The sequence below is a fragment of the Bradyrhizobium sp. UFLA06-24 genome (genome assembly GCF_054967145.1).
Genome location: NZ_JADFUE010000001.1, coordinates 216639 through 232524 on the forward strand (window position 1 = coordinate 216639; position 15886 = coordinate 232524).

The 15886-nt window shown below is 64.9% G+C and carries 17 protein-coding genes; 14 read left to right on the plus strand and 3 right to left on the minus strand.

Translation table 11 applies throughout. From position 1 onward, the window contains the following. The first annotated feature begins 10 nt into the window (after positions 1 to 10). The 9 genes from IF809_RS00965 (at position 11) to ccoS (ending at position 8557) form a co-directional block, all read left to right on the plus strand. On the plus strand, positions 11 to 436 hold the full coding sequence (locus IF809_RS00965) for a CBS domain-containing protein (protein ID WP_128967580.1): 426 nt from the start codon (positions 11 to 13) through the stop codon (positions 434 to 436). 205 nt (positions 437 to 641) lie between these two features. Then, complete coding sequence (ccoN, locus tag IF809_RS00970; RefSeq protein WP_128967579.1) at positions 642 to 2291, plus strand: cytochrome-c oxidase, cbb3-type subunit I; 1650 nt, start codon at positions 642 to 644, stop codon at positions 2289 to 2291. Between the two features lie 10 nt (positions 2292 to 2301). Beyond that, positions 2302 to 3036: a cytochrome-c oxidase, cbb3-type subunit II gene (gene ccoO, locus IF809_RS00975; protein WP_462836594.1), complete on the plus strand. Its 735-nt coding sequence runs from the start codon at positions 2302 to 2304 to the stop codon at positions 3034 to 3036. Positions 3037 to 3049: 13 nt separating this feature from the next. After that, the gene (locus IF809_RS00980) at positions 3050 to 3214 is read left to right on the plus strand and encodes a cbb3-type cytochrome oxidase subunit 3 (protein ID WP_092295718.1); all 165 of its coding nucleotides are present in this window, start codon (positions 3050 to 3052) and stop codon (positions 3212 to 3214) included. Between the two features lie 6 nt (positions 3215 to 3220). Next, positions 3221 to 4096, plus strand: coding sequence for a cytochrome-c oxidase, cbb3-type subunit III (ccoP, locus tag IF809_RS00985; RefSeq protein WP_128967577.1), 876 nt, complete (start codon positions 3221 to 3223; stop codon positions 4094 to 4096). A 120-nt stretch (positions 4097 to 4216) separates the two neighbouring features. Beyond that, positions 4217 to 5683, plus strand: coding sequence for a cytochrome c oxidase accessory protein CcoG (gene ccoG, locus IF809_RS00990; protein WP_462836595.1), 1467 nt, complete (start codon positions 4217 to 4219; stop codon positions 5681 to 5683). A gap of 15 nt (positions 5684 to 5698) precedes the next feature. Further along, entirely contained in the window at positions 5699 to 6184 is a 486-nt protein-coding gene (locus IF809_RS00995) for a FixH family protein (RefSeq protein ID WP_128967575.1), read from the plus strand. Positions 6185 to 6194: 10 nt separating this feature from the next. Continuing rightward, positions 6195 to 8387 (plus strand): cation-translocating P-type ATPase, encoded by a 2193-nt coding sequence (locus tag IF809_RS01000; protein ID WP_128967574.1) that lies wholly within the window; start codon positions 6195 to 6197, stop codon positions 8385 to 8387. Beyond that, positions 8387 to 8557, plus strand: a complete 171-nt coding sequence (gene ccoS, locus IF809_RS01005; protein ID WP_128967573.1) for a cbb3-type cytochrome oxidase assembly protein CcoS — start codon at positions 8387 to 8389, stop codon at positions 8555 to 8557. The genes IF809_RS01000 and ccoS overlap by 1 nt, the downstream gene beginning before the upstream one ends. On the opposite strand, the gene IF809_RS01010 is transcribed toward ccoS, so the two are convergent. Together IF809_RS01010 and IF809_RS01015 are read right to left on the minus strand one after the other, a co-directional pair. Further along, positions 8554 to 9750, minus strand: coding sequence for an MFS transporter (locus IF809_RS01010; protein WP_453992229.1), 1197 nt, complete (start codon positions 9748 to 9750; stop codon positions 8554 to 8556). The two genes, ccoS and IF809_RS01010, sit on opposite strands and share 4 nt — an antisense overlap. A gap of 95 nt (positions 9751 to 9845) precedes the next feature. Then, positions 9846 to 10322, minus strand: a complete 477-nt coding sequence (locus tag IF809_RS01015) for a cupin domain-containing protein (RefSeq protein WP_128967571.1) — start codon at positions 10320 to 10322, stop codon at positions 9846 to 9848. Between the two features lie 237 nt (positions 10323 to 10559). Here IF809_RS01015 and IF809_RS01020 point away from each other — a divergent pair, with 237 nt between their 5' ends. After that, entirely contained in the window at positions 10560 to 10844 is a 285-nt protein-coding gene (locus IF809_RS01020; RefSeq protein ID WP_164939051.1) for a hypothetical protein, read from the plus strand. A gap of 80 nt (positions 10845 to 10924) precedes the next feature. Next, positions 10925 to 11641 carry a peroxiredoxin-like family protein gene (locus tag IF809_RS01025; RefSeq protein WP_128967569.1) on the plus strand — a complete coding sequence of 239 codons (717 nt, stop codon included), beginning with the start codon at positions 10925 to 10927 and terminating at the stop codon, positions 11639 to 11641. A gap of 27 nt (positions 11642 to 11668) precedes the next feature. Here IF809_RS01025 and IF809_RS01030 read toward each other — a convergent pair whose 3' ends face one another. After that, the gene (locus IF809_RS01030) at positions 11669 to 12550 is read right to left on the minus strand and encodes a LysR family transcriptional regulator (RefSeq protein WP_462836596.1); all 882 of its coding nucleotides are present in this window, start codon (positions 12548 to 12550) and stop codon (positions 11669 to 11671) included. Positions 12551 to 12741: 191 nt separating this feature from the next. Here IF809_RS01030 and IF809_RS01035 point away from each other — a divergent pair, with 191 nt between their 5' ends. The 3 genes from IF809_RS01035 (at position 12742) to IF809_RS01045 (ending at position 15827) form a co-directional block, all read left to right on the plus strand. Then, the gene (locus IF809_RS01035; RefSeq protein WP_462836597.1) at positions 12742 to 13566 is read left to right on the plus strand and encodes a 3-hydroxybutyrate dehydrogenase; all 825 of its coding nucleotides are present in this window, start codon (positions 12742 to 12744) and stop codon (positions 13564 to 13566) included. A gap of 85 nt (positions 13567 to 13651) precedes the next feature. After that, on the plus strand, positions 13652 to 14794 hold the full coding sequence (locus tag IF809_RS01040) for a patatin-like phospholipase family protein (RefSeq protein WP_462836598.1): 1143 nt from the start codon (positions 13652 to 13654) through the stop codon (positions 14792 to 14794). Between the two features lie 67 nt (positions 14795 to 14861). Then, on the plus strand, positions 14862 to 15827 hold the full coding sequence (locus tag IF809_RS01045; protein ID WP_462836599.1) for an oxygenase MpaB family protein: 966 nt from the start codon (positions 14862 to 14864) through the stop codon (positions 15825 to 15827). Positions 15828 to 15886: the final 59 nt, after the last annotated feature.

The window sequence follows — 15886 nt, forward strand, 5'->3', positions numbered from 1 at the left end:
AGGACGTGCCGTGTACAAATTCCTTGAGCAGACCGTCGAAGGTTACATGACGCGCAACGTCAGCACGGTGCAGCGTGACCAGAATCTGCTCGCGCTCAGCGAGATGTTCGAGCAGGACGATTTCAACTCCTATCCGGTCGAGGACGACGGGCAGGTCGTCGGAATCGTCACCAAGTTCGACATCCTGAAGTGCTTTGCGTTCACGCCGAGTCAGATGCTGCCGCGCTATCACGACCTGATGAGCCGCAAGGTCGGCGACGTCATGACTCCGGAATTCATCTACGTCAGCCCCGAGACGCGGTTGACGCGCGTGCTCCAGATCATGGTCGAGCATCGCATCCGGAGTATCATCGTGCTCGACAGCAGCCAGAAGCTGGTCGGAATCGTCGCGCGCCAGGACGTCATCGTGGCGCTGAAGGCGACCGCGAACGACTGATGCAACGCTGTTGAATCCTGCGGTTCCACCTCCGTGATGTTCCGGAGGTCGCGGCCCGCAATGCTCGGCCCGAGGCTTAAGACATCGCTGCGCTCGCCGATCGGCAGCCTCGCATTAACAGAAATCCATCTATCTTGATTTCAATCAATTCCCCGCGAGGGTGAATGTGGTTTCTGGCAGCGTGTTCTTTCAGAGAGAATCCGCGATGCCCCAGCCCTCCATCTCGAAATCCATGACGACAGGCGAAAGCGGCCTGGCGCTCATATTCGCGGTCACTGCCTTCCTGTGCCTGATCGCTTCGGCCAAGGCGCTCGATGCGCCCTTCGCCTTTCATGCTGCGCTCAGCGCCGCCGCGAGCCTGGCCGCGGTGTTCTTCATCATCAACCGCTATTACGATCGCCCGGCGGCGCTGCCGCCGCAGGAGATCAACGGCCGGCCCAACTACAATCTGGGCCCGATCAAGTTCACCGCATTCATGGCGATGTTCTGGGGCATCGCAGGCTTCCTGGTGGGGCTCATCATCGCCTCGCAGCTGGCCTGGCCCGCGCTGAACTTCGATCTGCCCTGGATTCAATTCGGCCGGCTCCGGCCGCTGCACACCTCCGCGGTGATCTTCGCCTTCGGCGGCAACGTGCTGCTCGGCACCTCCTTCTACGTGGTGCAGAAATCCTGCCGCGCGCGCCTTGCCGGCTATCTCGCGCCCTGGTTCGTCGTGCTCGGCTACAACTACTTCATCGTCATCGCCGGCACGGGCTATCTGCTCGGCGTCACGCAGGGCAAGGAATACGCCGAGCCCGAATGGTATTCGGACCTCTGGCTGACCATCGTCTGGGTCACCTACCTGCTCGTCTTCCTGGGCACCATCCTCAAGCGCAAGGAACCGCACATCTTCGTCGCGAACTGGTTCTATCTCGCCTTCATCGTGACGATCGCGGTCCTGCACCTCGGCAACAACCCCGCGCTGCCGGTGTCGATCTTCGGCTCGAAGTCCTACATCGCCTGGGGCGGCATCCAGGATGCCATGTTCCAGTGGTGGTACGGCCATAACGCGGTCGGCTTCTTCCTGACCGCCGGCTTCCTCGCCATCATGTACTACTTCGTGCCGAAGCGGGCCGAGCGGCCGGTCTACTCCTATCGTCTCTCGATCGTGCACTTCTGGGCGCTGATCTTCCTCTACATCTGGGCCGGCCCGCACCATCTGCACTACACGGCGCTGCCGGACTGGACGCAGACGCTCGGCATGACCTTCTCGATCATGCTGTGGATGCCCTCGTGGGGCGGCATGATCAACGGCCTGATGACGCTGTCGGGCGCCTGGGACAAGCTGCGGACCGATCCCGTGCTGCGCATGCTGGTCGTCTCCGTCGCCTTCTACGGCATGTCGACCTTCGAAGGCCCGATGATGTCGATCAAGGTGGTCAACTCGCTCAGCCACTACACCGACTGGACCATCGGCCACGTGCATTCCGGTGCGCTCGGCTGGGTCGGCTTCGTCTCCTTCGGCGCGCTGTACTGCCTGGTGCCGTGGGTGTGGAATCGCAAGGGCCTCTACAGCCTCAAGCTCGTCAACTGGCACTTCTGGATCGCCACCCTCGGCATCGTTCTCTACATCTCGGCGATGTGGGTGTCCGGCATCCTCCAGGGTCTGATGTGGCGCGCCTACACCTCGCTCGGCTTCCTCGAATATTCCTTCATCGAGACCGTCGAGGCGATGCATCCCTTCTACATCATCCGCGCCGCCGGCGGAGCCCTGTTCCTGATCGGCGCGCTGATCATGGCCTACAATCTCTGGATGACGGTTCGCGTCGGCGAGCAGGAAGTCCAGATGCCCGTCGCTCTTCAGCCGGCGGAGTGAGGAGCAAACAATGTCGTTCTGGACACGCCACCAAGTCTTCGAAAAGAACTCGATCATCCTGGTCGTGGGCATCCTGCTCGTGGTCGCGATCGGAGGTCTCGTCGAGATCACCCCGCTGTTCTACCTCAAGAGCACGATCGAGAAGGTCGACGGCGTCAGGCCCTACACGCCGCTGGAGCTGGCCGGGCGCAACATCTACGTCCGCGAAGGCTGCTATCTCTGCCACTCGCAGATGATCCGCCCGCTGCGCGACGAGGTCGAGCGCTACGGCCACTTCTCGCTCGCCGCCGAGAGCATGTTCGATCACCCGTTCCAGTGGGGCTCGAAGCGTACCGGTCCCGATCTCGCCCGCGTCGGCGCCAAATATTCCGACGACTGGCACGTGACCCATCTCACCAACCCGCGCGCGATCGTGCCGCAATCGGTGATGCCGGGCTATCCGTTCCTCGCCAGGACCGAAGTCGATCCTGACGCGATCGCCGACCACATGCGGACGCTGCGGACGGTGGGCGTGCCCTATACCGACGACCAGATCGCCAATGCGGCCACCGACATGAAGGCGCAGGCCGATCCGGACAACGCCGGCGCCGATGCCTTCACCAAGCGCTACGCCAAGGCCGTGGTGCGCAATTTCGACGGCAAACCCGGCACGCCGACCGAGATGGATGCGCTGATCGCGTACCTCCAGATGCTCGGCACCCTGGTCGACTTCAAGATCTACAACGAGAAAGCCAATCTTCGCTGAGAAGGCATCACCGATGAAAGCCATCCTGACACTCGACAATCTAGCGTCCGGTCTCGTGACCACGATCTGGACGCCGGTCTTCGTCGCGATCTTTCTCGCGATCATCGCCTACGCGTTTTGGCCCCGCAACAAGGCTGCGTTCGACGATGCGGCCAGCTTGCCCCTGCGGGAGGAGTGAGAGATCATGACCGACCATCATAGCGAAATCGATTCCGTCACCGGCAGGGCCACGACCGGCCATGAATGGGACGGCATCAAGGAGCTCAACACGCCGCTGCCGCGCTGGTGGGTGATCTGCTTCTACCTGACCATCGTCTGGGCGATCGCCTACTGGGTCGTCTATCCGGCCTGGCCGCTGATCTCGAGCAACACGACGGGCCTGTTCGGCTACTCGTCGCGCGCCGACGTCGCGGTCGAGCTTGCCAATCTCGAGAAGATCCGGGGTGACAAGATGGCGGCGCTGGCCACGGCTTCGCTCGCCGACATCGAGAAGGACCCGGCCTTGCTGGCGCTCGCCCGCGCCAAGGGCAAGACCGTGTTCGGCGACAATTGCGCGCCGTGCCACGGCTCCGGCGCGGCCGGCGCCAAGGGCTTCCCGAACCTGAACGACGACGACTGGCTGTGGGGCGGCACGCTCGACCAGATCATGCAGACCATCCAGTTCGGCGCGCGCTCCGGCCACGCCAAGACTCACGAGGGCCAGATGCTGGCCTTCGGCAAGGACGGCGTGCTGAAGCCGGACGAGATCGTCACGGTGGCCAATTACGTGCGCTCGCTGTCGGGCCTGCCGACCCGCAACGGCTACGACGCCGCAAAGGGCGAGAAGATCTTCGCGGACAATTGCGTCGCCTGCCATGGCGATGGCGGCAAGGGCAACCAGGAGCTCGGCGCTCCCAACCTGACCGACAAGATCTGGCTCTACGGCTCCGACGAGGCGGTCTTGATCGAGACCATCACGAACGGCCGTGCCGGTGTCATGCCGGCCTGGGAAGGGCGTCTCGACCCCGCCACCATCAAGGCGATGGCGGTCTATGTCCACTCGCTGGGCGGCGGCAAATAGTCGATCGGCGGACAACAGGTTCCAGCGGGGGCGAAGAAATCCGCCCCCGTTTGCGTTGGATCAATGGCCTCGTTGGCGCGGGGGCTAGGTTCAATCGCACCTTCCAGGAAGCGCTGAGCGATGAACAAAGCCGTAAATCCGAAAGACCTCACACCGGTTGACGACAACGCGCCGCTCTACGCCGCCCGCAAGAAGGTCTATCCCCAGAGCGTCTCCGGTACCTTCCGCCGCATCAAATGGGGCCTGATGGCGTTCTGCCTCGGCGTCTATTATTTCCTGCCCTTCGTGCGCTGGAATCGCGGCCTTGGCGCCCCCAGCCAGGCGGTGCTGATCGATCTGCCCAACAGCCGCTTCTATTTCTTCTTCATCGAGCTGTGGCCGCAGGAGGTCTATTACTTCACCGGCCTTCTGATCGTCGCCGCGGTGGCGCTGTTCCTGATGAACTCGGTCGGCGGCCGCATCTGGTGCGGCTATCTCTGCCCGCAGACGGTCTGGACCGATCTGTTCTACGCCGTCGAGCGCTTCGTCGAGGGTGACCGCCGCGAGCGCATGCGCAAGGACAAGCAGGCGGGTTCACTGACGCTGAAGCGAGTCTCGGAGATCGCCGCCAAGCATACGATCTGGCTCCTGATCGCGTGGTGGACGGGCGGCGCCTGGGTGCTCTATTTCAGCGACGCACCGACGCTGGTGAAGGATCTCCTGACCTTCCAGGCGCCTATGGTCGCGTATGCCTGGATCGGCATCCTCACCGCGACGACCTATCTACTCGCCGGCTATATGCGCGAGCAGGTCTGCACCTACATGTGCCCCTGGCCGCGCATCCAGGCCGCGCTCACCGACGAATGGGCGCTCAACGTCACCTATCGCTACGACCGCGGCGAGAAGCGCACCTCGGTCAAGAAGGCCGCGGAGCTGCGCGCGCTCGGCGAGCAGGTCGGCGATTGCGTCGACTGCTACCAATGCGTCGCGGTCTGCCCGACCGGCATCGACATCCGCAACGGACCGCAGCTCGAATGCATCCAGTGCGGACTCTGCATCGACGCCTGCGACAACGTAATGAGCAAGATCGGCCGGCCGAAGCGGTTGATCGGCTACGACAACGACATCAACATCCACCGCCGCCAGGAAGGCAAGGCGCCGATCTACCGCTTCGTCCGCGCCCGCACCGTGGTCTACAGCGCGATCATCGCGGCGGTCGGCGGCATCATGATCTATACGCTCGCGACCCGCAGCCTGCTCGACGTCAACGTGCTGCACGACCGCAACCCGCTCGCGGTCAAGCTCAGCGACGGCTCGATCCGCAACGCCTATACGGTGCGGCTCTTGAACAAGAGCGGCTATGATCGCGTCATCGCGATCGATGCGGACGGTCCGGTCAATCCCACGATTCACGTCGTCGGCGTCGATTCGGTGACGCCGGACAGGCCGATGATCGTGATCCCGCGCGACTCCACCAGCGAGCTGCGTCTGCTCGTCACCGCGCCGGCCGACAACAATCCGGAGAAATCGATCCCGGTCCGCTTCCACGTCACCGATATTGGGCTCGGCGTGGTCGCCTCCACCACCGACAATTTCGTCGCGCCGTAAGTTCAGGAGATCGCCATGGCCGCCAAACCGCTGACCGGAACCAAGGTGTTGCTGATGCTGGTCGCCTTCTTCGGGGTCGTGATCGGCGTCAACGTCACCATGATGAAGCTCGCGATCGCGACGCTGCCCGGCACCGAGGTTGACAGCCCCTATGCCGCAGGCCTCGTCTATGACCGCGAGATCTCGGCGGCGCAGGATCAGGCGGCGCGCAAATGGAAGGTCAGTGCGCATATCGAGCGGCGCGCCGACGGCAATGCCGTGCTTCAGGTCGAGGCCCGCGACGCGGCGGACCGACCGGTGACCGGATTGACATTCGAGGGGCGCCTCGAGCGGCCGACCGACAAGCGCGCCGACCTTGCGGTCGAGCTCGCCGAGGCGGGCAGCGGCGTCTATCGCGGCAATGCCGCCTCCGTCGCGCCGGGCCAGTGGGATCTCGTCATCGAGGGCGATGCCAAGGGCGAGCGCGTGTTCCTGTCGCGCAACCGCGTGATCCTGAACTGAGGTTTACGCCATGCAGGTGACGCGCGATTTCTCTCACTACGTCCGCGCCGCGGGCGCAGGCGTCCAGCATATCGACCTGGCGGTCGAGGGCGTTCATTGCGCCGGCTGCATGGCCAAGATCGAGCGCGGTCTGTCGGCGATTCCCGACGTCACGCTGGCGCGGGTGAACCTCACCGACCGGCGCGTCGCGCTGGAATGGAAGGAGGGTACGCTCGATCCGGCTCGCTTCATCGATCGGCTCGAGGAGCTTGGCTACAAGGCCTACCCTTACGAGACCCAGAGCGCGGAAGCGACCGAGGTCGCGGAATCCCGCTTCCTGCTGCGCTGCCTCGGCGTCGCCGCGTTCGCCACCATGAACGTGATGATGCTGTCGATCCCGGTGTGGTCGGGCAACGTCACGGACATGCTGCCGGAGCAGCGCGATTTCTTCCACTGGCTGTCGGCGCTGATCGCACTGCCGGCCGCGGCCTATGCCGGCCAGCCGTTCTTCCGTTCGGCCTGGCGCGCGCTGTCGAACAAGACCACCAACATGGATGTGCCGATTTCGATCGGCGTGTGCCTTGCGCTCGGCATGTCCGTGGTCGAGACCATCAACCATGCGGAGCACGCCTATTTCGATGCGGCGATCATGCTGCTCACCTTCCTGCTCGTCGGCCGCTTCCTCGACCAGAACATGCGGCGGCGGACCCGCGCTGTTGCCGGCAACCTTGCGGCGCTGAAGGCGGAGACCGCGGCCAAATTCGTTGGACCCGACGAAATCTCGCAGGTGCCGGTCGCCGCGATCCATCCCGGCGATATCGTGCTGCTCAGGCCCGGCGAGCGCTGCGCGGTCGACGGAAGCGTGATCGAGGGGCGTTCCGAGATCGACCAGAGCCTGATTACCGGCGAGACGCTCTACGTGACGGCCGAGCAGGGCACGCCCATCTATGCCGGCTCGATGAACATCTCCGGCACGTTGCGGGTACGGGTTTCGGCGGCTTCGGAAGCAACGCTGCTTGCCGAGATCACGCGGCTGCTCGACAACGCGCTCCAGGCGCGCTCGCGCTACATGCGGCTCGCCGACCGCGCTTCGCGGCTCTATGCGCCGGTGGTGCATGCGACCGCGCTCATCACCATTTTGGGCTGGGTCATCGCGGGCGCGAGCTGGCATGACGCTATTGTCACCGGCGTTGCCGTCTTGATCATCACCTGTCCCTGCGCGCTCGGTCTTGCGATTCCGACCGTGCAGACGGTGGCCTCGGGCGCGATGTTCAAGGCGGGCGTGCTGCTCAACTCCGGCGATGCCATCGAGCGGCTGGCCGAAGCCGACCATGTCATCTTCGACAAGACCGGCACGTTGACGTTGCCGGATCTCGACGTCACCAACGCCGCCGACATCCCGGCCGATGTTTTCGATCTCGCCGGTCGCCTTGCACTGTCGAGCCATCACCCGGTCGCCGCCGCGGTCGCGCAGGCCGCGGGTGCAAAGTCACCGATCCTCAATGCGATCGAAGAGGCCGGGCAGGGCGTGCGCGCCGTGGCCGACGGCGTCGAGCTTCGCCTCGGCCGTCCATCCTTCTGCGGCGCCGAGGCGCTGGTCGCCGACGCGACCCGTCTCGATCCCGAAGCGTCCATCGTGGCCTTCAGCAGGGGAGAGGATAAGTTCATCCTCTCCGTGCGCCAGGGCCTGCGTCCGGACGCGCAGGCGGTGATCGCGGCGCTGAAGGCCCGCAATATCGGCATCGAGATCCTCTCCGGCGACCGCGAACCCGCGGTGGTCGCAGCGGCTCACGCGCTCGACGTCGCCGAATGGCGCGCCGGCGTCACGCCGGCCGACAAGATCGCGCGGATCGAGGAATTGAAGCAGCGTGGTGCAAAGGTGCTGATGGTCGGCGACGGCATGAACGACGCGCCGTCGCTGGCGGCCGCCCATGTCTCGATGTCACCGATCTCGGCCGCGCATCTCAGCCAGGCCACCGCCGATCTCGTCTTCCTCGGCCGGCCGCTGGCTCCGGTCGTCGCTGCGATCGATTCCGCGCGCAAGGCACTGCATCTGATGCGGCAAAATCTCTGGCTTGCGATCGGCTATAATGTGCTTGCCGTGCCGATCGCTATCAGCGGCGTCGTCACGCCCTTGATCGCGGCGGCCGCCATGAGCGGATCGTCGATCGTGGTGATGCTCAATTCGCTGCGTGCCCGCAGCGCCTCGCGGGAGATCGTGTGATGGAGATCCTGGTTTACCTGGTGCCGCTGGCGCTGCTGCTCGGAGGCGCCGGCCTTGCCGCCTTCCTCTGGTCGCTCCGCAGCGGCCAGTACGACGATCTCGACGGCGCGGCCTGGCGGGCGATTGCCGACGACGACCCGCCGCCGCAGGAAGTGCCCGCGAAGCGCTAGCGCTTCAACGCGAAGGTGAGCAGGGCCGCGGCCGCGAGGGCGAGCGCGATCCCGGCAACGCACGCATGCCAGCCGAAGCCGTCGAACAAGCGGCCGAGCACGGCTGTGCCGACGAGCCCGCCGCAGAAATAGCAGGCGAGATAGGTGCCGCTGGCAACGCCACGATTGTCGGCTGCCGCCTGTCCGACGAAACCGGTGGCGGCGGCCTGCGCGAAAAAGGTGCCTACGCCGACCAGGACCATGCCGGCGAGCACCTCGCCGAGATGCGGCGTGAGCATGAGCGGCAGGCCGACGCCAGCAACGGCGAGCGCGCACCAGATTGTCGGACGTATCCCGAGGCGCGATACGACCCGTCCGGCCAGCAACGTCGTCACGATTGATGGCAGGAAGACGAAATAGATCAGCCCCAGGTCCATCATGCCGAGCGACAGCGGCGGCCGGACTAGCACGAAGTTGACGAATGTGAAGGTGCCGATAAAGGCGAACAGGATGCAGAAGCCGATGCCGAAAGCCGCCCGCAGCCGCGGATCGCGCCAATGCGCGACCATGGCGGCAAACGGCGCTTCTATCAGCCTCGTCGTGGCCATCGGCTGGACACGCTTGATGTTGAAGTAGACCAGCGCGGCACCGGCAAGATTGAGGGCCGCAAAGAAGTAGAAATTCCAGGCAAGCCCGAAGCGATCGGCGACCGCGGCCGAGATCAGCCGCCCGACCAGGTTGCTGGCGACGTTCCCGGTAATGTAAGCGGCAAACGCGCCGCCCGCGTCCATCGCGCTGCATTGCTCGCCGAGATAGGCGAGGGTCAATGCGAAGGCAGAGGCCATGCAGAGCCCTTGGACGACCCGGAGCGCGGTGAACACAGCAAGATTAGGCGCGACCGCGAGCAGGCTGGTCGGGATCGCCAGAAGCATCAGGCTAAGCAGAATGCCGGTGCGGCGATTGATGTGTGGGCTGAAGAGACCCACGACAAGCCCGGCGACCGCCATGCCGAACGTGCTGGCATTGACGGCGAAGCCCATCGCCGCGGGCGTGACGCCGTAATGGCGCGTCAGCGAGGGCAGGATCGCCTGCGTCGCGAACAGATCGACGACAGTCAGGAATGCGGTCAGCCCGATCACGAGCGAGCGAAGCGCCTGCCCGGGCGAATGCATCGCCATCGCAGAGGGCTTCATATGTGCGGACAGATCAGTCATGAGCCGACATCTCCTATTAAGAGTGAGAGGCACCCGGCTTGCGGGGGAAAGGCATCCGGGCGCCACGTCACGAGCAAGCGGGGCCGGCGTGCTCGTCACATGTTGTGATCGTGCGGATCCTTGCGGACGTCGCCGACATAGAGAACGACCGTCTCCTTGCCGAGGTTCTTCCACCAATGCGAGGTGCCAAACACTTCCGGGCGAAGGTCGCCCGCCTTGTGCACGATCGGATCGACGCAGTTGGAGGCGTATTCGACGATTTCGCCTTGCTGCACGAAGATCAGGGCAGGGCGATCGTCATGGCTGTGCCAGGGCACGATGCCGCCGGGCGCGATGGTGAGCTTGCGGAAACGCAGCTCGCGGCCTTCGAGATGCGCCGGCTGCTTGCCGAGGTCGATCGCGCCAAGCGTGACGTCGGTGACGCCCACCGGCTTGTAGTCGACCATCTGCTGTGCGTTCGGCTTGATCTTGTCGGCCGGACATTCGCCGGCGAACACGGGCTGCGCCGAGAGTGCGCCGACGATGGCAAGGCCGGGCCAGATCAGGCGCGACAATGTGTGGCTCGTGGACATGGGAGGTCTCCTGTGTTGGCCGCAACCCCGCTGGTTGCCGGCTATGCCAGCAGTGTCGCGAAAGCTGCGTCGCTCCTGAAATGCCGGCTTGCTCTCGATGCGATAGCCGAGCGCTATGTTGATGCGTGGCGGCTATCGAACCGATTGGGCATCGGCATTTCCGCTTTCGACCTAGCCGGTGTCGGATGGGCCCACGCCCGATCGGCGGGCGTTCACGTCAATCCGGAGGAGCATTCCATGACGAAATTGTCCAAGACCATGATCGCCACCGCAGCTTTCGCGGTGATCGCCACGTCGGCCTTCTCGGAGGCGGCCTGGGACTTCAAGGCCGGAATGGCCTATGTCTATGGTGGGCCCGGCAAGATGTCGGCGATGGCGATGGCCCCGGCCGAGAAGAACCACGAGGCGATGATGAAGAACGCCAAGAAGGTGCCCGAAAACACCGTCTTCTTCATGGACAACGGTTCGCTGTACTACACGCCGGGCCGGCTGGATCCGACAGGCAATTTCTACGTCAACTGATCGGCCCCGAGTCGCGGCCGCCCCTTGCGGGCGGCCGGAACGGGAAACTAGTATTCGTCTCAAGAATGCCGGAGCTGAAGATGACGTCTCTCTCGCCAGCCGATGCCGAGCGGCTCAGGGCCGCCTTCCAGCGCTGTCGCGACATGGATGGCACGCTCAACGAACAGCTCCGCGCCTATGCCGATGCCAGCCGCGAGGTCTTCCCGGCCTATGGCGAGGCGGTCGATCGCCTGGTGGCGCGATTGGGTGGGAACGGCGGTGGCGAGACAGCGCCTCGTCCGGGAGATCCGATGCCGCCGTTCATGCTGCCGGATGAAAGCGGACGTCTCGTCACCTTGCCGACCCTCCTGGAGGATGGGCCGGTCGCGGTGATGTTCTTCCGTGGGCACTGGTGTCCTTATTGCCGGCTCAACGTCCGTGCCGTGGTTCAGGCGCTCGATCGCATCGAGGCCATGGGAGCGCGGATCGTCGCCATCGTGCCGGAAACCCAGGAATATACACGGCAACTCAAGGTCGATTCCGCTGCGCCATTCCCGATCCTGACCGATCTCGATAACGGCTACGCGCTGTCGTTGAATCTGGCGATCTGGCTCGGCGCCGAGATCCAGAACTTGCTGTCCTATCAAGACATGGCGAAATTTCACGGCAATGACGGCTGGATGCTGCCGATCCCGGCCGTGTTCGTGGTCGGCCGCGACGGCATCGTCAAGGCCCGCTTCGTCGATCCGGATTTCCGCAAGCGCATGGAGATCGACGATCTGCTTGCAGCGCTCGAAAGCGCAAGCGCCGATCGCTGACGCGACCTGCACGCTCCTCAAGCGAATTCAGCCGGCAACCGCTCGCCAGTCCGCGCCGCGCAGCATCCGCATCACGGCATTGGCCACCGCCGTGCGCTGGCGTCCAGCCACACCGTAGAGGCTCACGGTGCGGCGGGCGTCGAGCCCTGTGACCGCGGCGCGGGTCAGCGTTTCCGGCACGGGCGAGGTGTGGGGGACCATGGCAACGCCGATGTCGGCTTCGACCAGCTCGATCAGGTCGCGCTCGCTCGATATCTCGTGGCCGTGATCAATGCCATGCTCGCGCAGGCTGGCAGAGATGCGGCCGGAATGCTCGCAGAAGGTCCGGCTCAGCAATTGTTCGGAGCGCAAATCCTCCACCGATATGTTGCTGCGGCCGGCCAGCCGGTGTCCGCTGCTGACGACGAGCTCGAAGCCTTCGGTGAAGAGTGGCCAGGTATCGAGCCGGTCCCAGGCCTCGTCGATCTCGGCCGCGATACCGAGCTCCGCCTCCCCCTTCTTCAGGAAGTCGCCGACATCTCTGCTCAAGCCGCGCAGGAATCGGAATTCGAGCCGGTTGAACTGTCGTTTGATCTCGTTGAGGTGCGGTATCAGCAACGCAAGGTCGACCGAATGCGTCAGCGCGATACGCAGCGCACCGATCTCGCCGCTCTTGAATGAGGAGGCAAGCGAACGGGCGCCGGCGGCGGCGTCATAGCACTGCTTGAGCAGCGGATGCATGCGCTGGCCGAGCTCGGTCAATTGGGCGGCCGGGCGCTCGCGGCGAAACAGGTCGCCGCCGAGCTCGGCCTCGAGCTGCTTGATCGCGCGCGTCAGCGACGGCTGCGTCACGTTGCATTCCTCGGCGGCGCGCGTGAAGTTCAAGAGCTGCGCCACGGCGAGGAAGTAGCGGACCTGATGCATTTCCATGGTTCGGCTCCCCAGCAGGATCGACGAAAATCTAGCCCATCGGCGCCGGGAATAACATCCCGGCTGCGATAGCGCGGACGTATGGACTTGGAAGCCAACCGGCATTTTCACAGGATTGGATGATCCGGCACATTTCGGCCTGACCACGGCGCTGACCCGCGCCGGCTGTTTGCCCCGAAGAGGTTTGGATCATGAATATCCCGATCAAGACGCAGGCGTCCGCTTCGTCACGCGTGCTCGCCGGCAAGGTGGCATTGATCACCGGATCGACCAGCGGAATCGGCCTCGGCATCGCGCGGGCGCTGGCTGCCGCCGGCGCCGACATTGTGCTCAATGGCCTTGGTGTCGTCAGCGAAATCGGCCGGACGCGCGAGCAGATCGCTGCCGAATTCGGCGTCAAGGCGAGCTATTCGCCGGCCGACATGACGAGGCCGAAATCGATCGCCGAGATGATCGCAGCCACCATCGCCGAGTCCGGCCGGCTCGACATCCTCGTCAACAATGCGGGCATCCAGCATGTCGCGCCGCTGGACCAGTTTCCGGTCGAGAAATGGGACCAGATCCTTGCGATCAACCTGTCGTCGGCTTTTCACACGACACGGCTCGCACTGACGGCGATGCGCCGGAACGGCTTTGGCCGCATCGTCAATGTCGCATCCGCGCACGGCCTGGTCGGTTCGCCGTTCAAGGCGGCCTATGTCGCCGCCAAGCACGGCATCGTCGGCCTGACCAAGGTGACGGCGCTGGAGACCGCGGAAGAGGGCATTACCTGTAACGCGATCTGCCCCGGTTACGTCTACACGCCGCTGGTCGAGGCGCAGATCGACGGGCAGGCCACCGCGCACGGCATTTCCCGCGATCAGGTGATCCGCGATGTCTTGCTCGCGCAGCAGCCGAACAAGCGCTTCGCCACGGTCGAGGAGCTTGGCGCGCTCACGGTGTTCCTGGCGACGGACGCGGCCGCCTCGATCACCGGCATTGCGCTTCCCGTCGATGGCGGTTGGACCGCGCATTGACATGAAACGGGATCGTTCGCAGCGGCGTAACAAGTCGCGGCCGTCGGCGAACATTCGACCGACGCAGGCCCATCAGGAGCGAACCATGAACGGCACACAGGACAACGCAAAGAGCAAGGACCTGCCGGGCCAGGTCGTGCTGGTCCTCCAGGGCGGCGGCGCCCTCGGCTCCTACCAGGCTGGCGTGTACCAGGCCCTGCACGAGGCCGGCATCGAGCCGGACTGGATCATCGGCACCTCGATCGGCGCGATCAATGCAAGCCTCATTGCAGGCAACGAGCCGGGACAGCGGCTGGCGCGGCTGAAAGAATTCTGGAAGCGGATGGAGCAGAACCCGGTCTGGAATCTGCGCAGCGCGTTTCCCGGCTTCAACGACAAGCTGGCCTATTGGTCGACCGTCACCAACGGCCTTCCCGGCTTCTTCCGGCCCAATCCGCTGGCGCATGCCGGCGATTCCTACCCGCTGGGAGCCGAACATGCCGGCTTCTATTCGACCGCGCCGCTGGAGAAGACGCTCTGCGAGCTCGTCGATTTCAGCCTGGTCAATCGCTGCGCGCCGCGGCTGACGGTCGGCGCGGCGCATGTCCGTAGCAGCCAGATGCGCTATTTCGACAGCCGCGACGGCGAGCTCACGGTGAAGCACATCATGGCCTCGGGCGCGCTTCCACCGGCGTTTCCGGCGGTGCGCATCGATGGCGAGCTCTATTGGGATGGCGGGATCCTGTCGAACACGCCGACCGAGGCGGTCTTTGACGACAACCCGCGCAAGGATTCGCTGATCTTCGCGGTGCATCTATGGAATCCCGTCGGCACCGAGCCGACCACGATGGCGGAGGTGCTGAATCGTCACAAGGACGTGCAGTACTCCAGCCGCATCGCGAGCCAGATCGTCCGCCAGCAGCAGGCCCATCGTCTCCGCCACGTCATCAACCAGCTCGCCGGGCGTCTGCCCGAAAGCGAGCGTGCCGATCCCGCGGTGAGGGAATTGACCGGCTATGGCTGTCCGACCCGGATGCATGTGGTGCGGCTGCTCTCGCCCCAGCTCGACCGCGAAAGCCACACCAAGGACATCGACTTCAGCCCGTCCGGGATCATGCAGCGCTGGGATGCGGGCTACGCACATACCCGCTCGGTGCTGGCGCGCGCGCCGTGGGTCGGCGAATTCGATCCCCTATCGGGCGTAGTGTTGCACGAGCATCTGGACGACATGCCGATGGCCGCGGAATAGCGCCTCAGGCCGCCGTTCGCTTCATCGAATTGCCACAGGCCTTGCGGATCGTAGCAAGCCGCAGTCGATGAGGTCCCAGCAGGTGGTATCCGGGAACGAGCTGGAGATAGCTCTCGATCAGGTCCGCGCTCGCGCGGCGGGCCCGGTCGCCGGCGTGTTCGGTCCTGACACGGTGACCTGGCGGATCGACCGGGAGGCCGTCATCTTCCTCGGCGCCGGCCGGGCGCTGCTGCTTCAGCTCGCGCATCCCTGGGTCGCGGCCGCGATCGCCGAACATTCCAAGACCCTTGCCGATCCGATCGGGCGCTTCCATCGCACCTTCGACATCGTCTTCGCCATGGTGTTCGGCTCGCTCGACCGGGCGCTGTCGTCATCGCGGCAACTACACCGGCGCCACAGCATGATCGTCGGCGAGATGCCGGAGACCGTCGGTCCGTTCGCGGCCGGCTCGCGTTACTGTGCCAACGACATCCCGTCGCTGCGCTGGGTTCATGCCACGCTGGTCGAGACCGCGTTGATGGCGCACGATCTGGTGCTGCCGCCGTTCTCGGTGGCGGAGCGCGAGCGCTACTGGACCGAAAGCCGGACGTTCGGCGCGCTGTTCGGACTGACGGCGGATGACCTGCCGGCCGACTGGTCCGGCTTTGCGGCCTACACGGCCGCGATGGTGCAGTCGGAGACGCTCACCGTGAGCCCGGCCGCGCGCGAGATCGCGGCGCAGATTTTCGGCGGCGCGCGTCCGTGGCTGCGGCCGCCGCGATGGTACCGCGCGCTCACGGCAAGCCTGCTGCCGGAGCGCCTGCGCTTAGGGTTCGGTCTTGAGTTCGACGCGCCCGACAAGAGATCTGCGGAGAACGCACTGCGGTGGATCAAGCGCGTTTATCCGAAACTGCCCGACCGGCTGCGGTATGTCGGTCCCTACCAGGAAGCGCTGGCGCGCCTGCGCGGCGAGCCGCAGCCGGACTGGATGACCCGCTGCCTCAACCGCGCCTGGATTGGTCGCTCGCAGATGGACGTGCGCGGGAAGGGGTGAGGAATGATCTCCGTGTCCCGGACAAGCTGCAACGCGTGAGCGTTGCGGCGCAGAGCCGG